This window comes from Acinetobacter gyllenbergii CIP 110306 = MTCC 11365 (assembly GCF_000413855.1).
Classification (GTDB): Bacteria; Pseudomonadota; Gammaproteobacteria; order Pseudomonadales; family Moraxellaceae; genus Acinetobacter; species Acinetobacter gyllenbergii.
Genome location: NZ_ATGG01000038.1, coordinates 1 through 4,566, shown reverse-complemented (window position 1 = coordinate 4,566; position 4,566 = coordinate 1). Strand labels below are relative to the sequence as shown.

Here is a 4,566-nt window from a genome sequence, read left to right as displayed (position 1 = left end):
ACATTGGTAATCTTTTTACCACCAACATCTAACCCATTTGCTGTACCTGATAAAGTAACTGCATTCGCACCACTACCAATCGTGGATGTGCCAGTAACAACACTATTGCCATTCACTTGCTGGCCAGTTGACGTCACAGTTCCTGAAAAGTTCGGAGAATTTGCAATCTGGATATCTATAGTATTTCCAGAAATAACTGTTTTTACATTACTATTTGAACTCGCTCCTGCCAGACCACCTGTAATATTTAGGGTTTCACCCAAATTACGTCCTACGTTTCCAGTATTACCAACAAAAGTAATTTCTCTTTGAATTTCAGTATTAAGATTAGATAAAGCTGTACCAACATTATTAGCTGCAGCATAAGACCCCGTATCAGCCTTATTGATTGTATAACTTGGAGCGGTATATGTATCAGTAGCTGCATTATAGGTCGCACCGCCACCTAATGCAGTTGTATTTCCAACTGCACGATTATTTACATCTTTAAGTTGAGCAACAGTCACAGCATCTTGATCAGCTGCACCATCTGCGACGTTCTGAATTCGTCTAAGATTAGCGGCAGAACCAACAGAAACAACCGATGTTGGGGCCGCTGAATTTGTAATATAGCCCGTACCTGATGGTGCAGTTGTTGTCGACCCCCCACCCAACGCTACAGAATTCGCAACGCTTGCATTTGCACCTGTGCCTAGAGCAACCCCATCTACAGCACTTGCACCAGTCTGTGCTCCCACACCGAAAGCAATCGATCTATCTGCACCAGCTGTTGTCTTTGCACCAGCCATAATTGCAGCACTATAAGTAGCTTTAGCATCTGGTCCTTGCTGATTATAAGTTGTTCCATTAATTGTGGTTCCATCCCCACTTGAACCCAAAGCAAGTGTACCTTGTCCATCTGCAATCGCACTTGAATGCGCTGCACTTAAACCACTGCCTATTGCAACACCACCTTTACCATTAGATGTAACAGGATTTGCATTAAAATTTGAACCAATAACGACAGCCTGAATAGCACTCGTACTCGCAATAACATCATTCCCTAGAACAGTCGACTGTTCACCTTGAGCCGCAATATTTGCACCTATTGCAATAGATTCAATTGCTGAAGCACATGCAATACCACTTTCATTATTAATTGCTATGCCAGCTGCCTCTCCCCCAGTACCTACAGATGTTCTCGTACAGTTAGCTCGTGTTGTTGCACTACCATTTCCAGCCTCATAACCAGCAAAAGCAAACGTTGTCGTAAAGACGGCAAAAATGGCTAGAGACAATGATTTGTAATTAAAAAACAGACTGAATCCGTTTTGTTGTTCTTGTTGCTCTAAAGAGACGACCTGTCCAACGCTTCCTCCCGTTTTAGTTTTTGTTTTAGCAAGTTCCGAAACCGCTACCCAAGCACCCAATGAGGCGTTCCATACAACCTTATAAACCTTATTCATAATTTTTTTCCAAACGCTGATAAAAGTTACAACATGTGCACTTATGTGTACAAGTCTGTCTATTAAGTAAAGAAATGTAATTTATTGCTTATAAAATAGCTTTTTTAAAACGAGAAGTAAATCACACTAAAACACCATGTACCAAGACTAGTTCACCGATTAAAATACCAATTATAATTTTTTATTTTTATTTTAAATTATTTAAAATCAGTAATTAAATTTTAATAATTAATAAAAAATAGATCTCATATTTTTTAGATTATGCAAATTCATATACAAAAAGTGTCGATACATGACAGTTATTGACAATAATTTTCTTATTTAATCTTAAAATTTCGAATTAATATTTGTATCTGAATGTCAAAAAAATAAAAAAGCCAGCATAAATGCTGGCTTTTCCGATTTGAATAACTTTACCAAGTGACATTGACACGTCTGTTCGGTGCTAAACAATTAACTAGTTGGCTATTTACTTTATTCCCTGCACATTGCTGATATATATCAGTTTGGCTATTGGCTTGAATTTGAATACGATTTGCATCAATACCTTCATCCACCAACAATTTCGCTACTGTATTGGCACGTTGTGAAGATAGTTGTTGGTTATAAGTAAATTTCCCTAATGGATCAGCAAAGCCTGCAACAACAACTGGACCAGTTGAAGTACTTTGTTTGATTCGCTGTGCAATTGAGGTCACAGCACTAGAACCCTGCTCAATTGCATTTGCATTAAAACGATCAAATGCAAAGAAGATACTTCCGGAACGTACGCTATCCATATTGGCATTCGTTGGGACTTGGTTATTCGCACCCCAGGCCATTAAACCTTCACATGCTTCACCTTTCCAAGACAATCTTTCCGAAAGATATTTCTTATCGAAATCAACACGTAATTGGCAACGTAAATAGTCTTGGCTATTCGGCTGACGAATATCTAAAACATAGTTCCAAGTTTTTACAAAGAATACGCCTTCGCTAAATTGAGGATGGCCCAAAATGTGACGAATTTGATCTTTGGTTAAACCTGTATCTAGGCGAGCAACATTATCATATTCATAACGCTGAACTTGTTTTAAATAGCTTTTCTCAACCGCTGGAAATTTAATTTCTTCTTGTTGAGCAACATCGGCTTCTTGTGCAAATGTAGTGGTTGCAGTCAAACCAACTAAAGTTGCCATCATCAAAATTTGAATATTCTTGTTCATTTCTCTACTCACAATATCTGTTGAATATAAGGAGAGCTTTTGACTCCCCTTATTTAAGGCAATTAGTCGATAATTGTACTTACACCAATACGTACTAGCGGACTACCTTGGCTACCTAAAGCAGCACCTGTCGTTAATGACCAACGACCATTATCCGCGGTACGACGGAAAGTCACACCCACTGCATTTTGATCGTTGTAATATGCTGCACCGACTGCCATAGTCAATTTACCTGGAACATAAGGCGCTTGCTCAAGTGCGGCTGTTGCAGCAATCCCCGCAGACATTTTGTCTTCAAGGTTGTCAATACGTTTGTTAGTGTCGTAAAAGACCTGTTGTAACTGATCACCAAGGTTGTTGATCTTGTTACCCAACTCCTGATTTGATTGGTTCAGTGTTCCAATCGCATCATGAATATTGTCTTTACCCGTACCACCAATATTGTTGGTTTTAATCGTACCATCTTGATTAACAGTCGTATTGCCACCAATGCTGTTCTTAATGCTGTCAGAAATGTTATGGATTTGACCACCGTTCACGGCTTGATTAGAACCCGCTTTAATCTCACCATCCTTAACACCTTGCACGACACGGTCACCATCTTTACCAGCCATATTGATACTTGTACCACCCGTATCTTTACCAACGGTAATTTCACCGTTTGGTTTCTGCTGCTGAACTAACCCCGTCTTACCATCATTGATGTTTTGGATATTGTTCTGGATGTTTTGGATATCATTTGTGTTTTTGTCAACATTTTGCTTAACATCCCACAATTGACCACCATTCACCGCATCTTTAGAACCTTGCTCGACTTTACCATCAGCAACATTCTTCAAGTTTGTGCCATCTTCTCCACCACCTAAGGTCACAGAGTTTTTGTCAACATTGCCATTTTTGTCTTTGTCATATTGAACAGCATTATCCGAAAGATTACCGATGTCTTTACCAATCTGGTCTTTCAATTTATTCAACTGGTCAACATTGACTGCGTCTTTGCCATTAACACCATCCGCAACGTTAGTGATGTTCTTACCACCAGCATCAATACCATTTATTGTGATACTTGGACCACCTTTAATAGTTAAACCATTGTTGTTTAGTACCGTATTGCCAGTCGTGATGCTGTCGAATTTCGCATCTTTTAACAATTCGATCTTGATACCATCTTCTGTAGTACGTGTGATCACGTTCTCGCCACTGGTTTTGTCTTCTGCTGTTGCAGCATCCGCACCACCCACGATGTTTAACTTCTCACCCAACTTACGATGAACATCTTTACCAGCATTACCTGCGAAGTTCAGACCTTTATTGGTCAGATCATTCACACCATTGGTGACTTTGTCATCAACCGATTTGATTGCATCATTGATGTTGTCTTTTCCTGTACCACCAATGTTGTTGGTGCTAATACTGCCATCTGGATTAACCGTTGTGTTTCCACCAATACTGTTCTTAATGCTTTCAGAAATATTCTGAATCTGACCACCATTCACTGCATCTTTAGAACCTTTCGCAATTGAACCATCAGCAACATTCGTAATGACTTTATTACCCGCATCGATGCCATCTTTGGTAATACTTGGACCATCTTTAATGGTCACACCTTTGTCGTTTAATACCGTATCACCAGTCGTGATGCTGTCTAAATTAAGGTCTTTCTTGGTTGAAACTTCGTAGTTAGTACTACCATCTTTATTGGTGGTTTCTTTAACAACGATGTTGTCGCCTTCAGTCACTGTGGTTTTTGCTTTAGTTGCGGCATCTTTCACATTACTGATTGCATCATTAATGTTGTTTTTACCTGTACCACCAATGTTGTTCGTGCTAATACTGCCATCTGGATTAACCGTTGTGTTTCCACCAATGCTGTTCTTGATGCTTTCAGAAATATTCTGAATCTGACCACCATTCAC

3 protein-coding genes are annotated in these 4,566 nt (G+C 39.4%); all 3 read right to left on the bottom strand.

The genetic code is table 11. The features are described 5' to 3' along the window. Positions 1 to 1,445 (bottom strand): ESPR-type extended signal peptide-containing protein (locus F957_RS03130; protein ID WP_016660565.1); only part of this gene is annotated, 1,445 nt, incomplete at its 3' end. Between the two features lie 413 nt (positions 1,446 to 1,858). Beyond that, complete coding sequence (tpgA, locus tag F957_RS03135; protein ID WP_016543252.1) at positions 1,859 to 2,650, bottom strand: trimeric autotransporter adhesin/peptidogylcan-associated protein TpgA; 792 nt, start codon at positions 2,648 to 2,650, stop codon at positions 1,859 to 1,861. 62 nt (positions 2,651 to 2,712) lie between these two features. After that, on the bottom strand, positions 2,713 to 4,566 hold a 1,854-nt coding region (locus F957_RS03140), incomplete at its 5' end, for a YadA-like family protein (RefSeq protein ID WP_032864697.1).

What these genes read in the sequence shown, in the direction of transcription:
- tpgA (WP_016543252.1), bottom strand. Translation starts at nt 2,650, where the DNA reads ATGAACAAGAATATTCAAATTTTGATGATGGCAACTTTAGTTGGTTTG.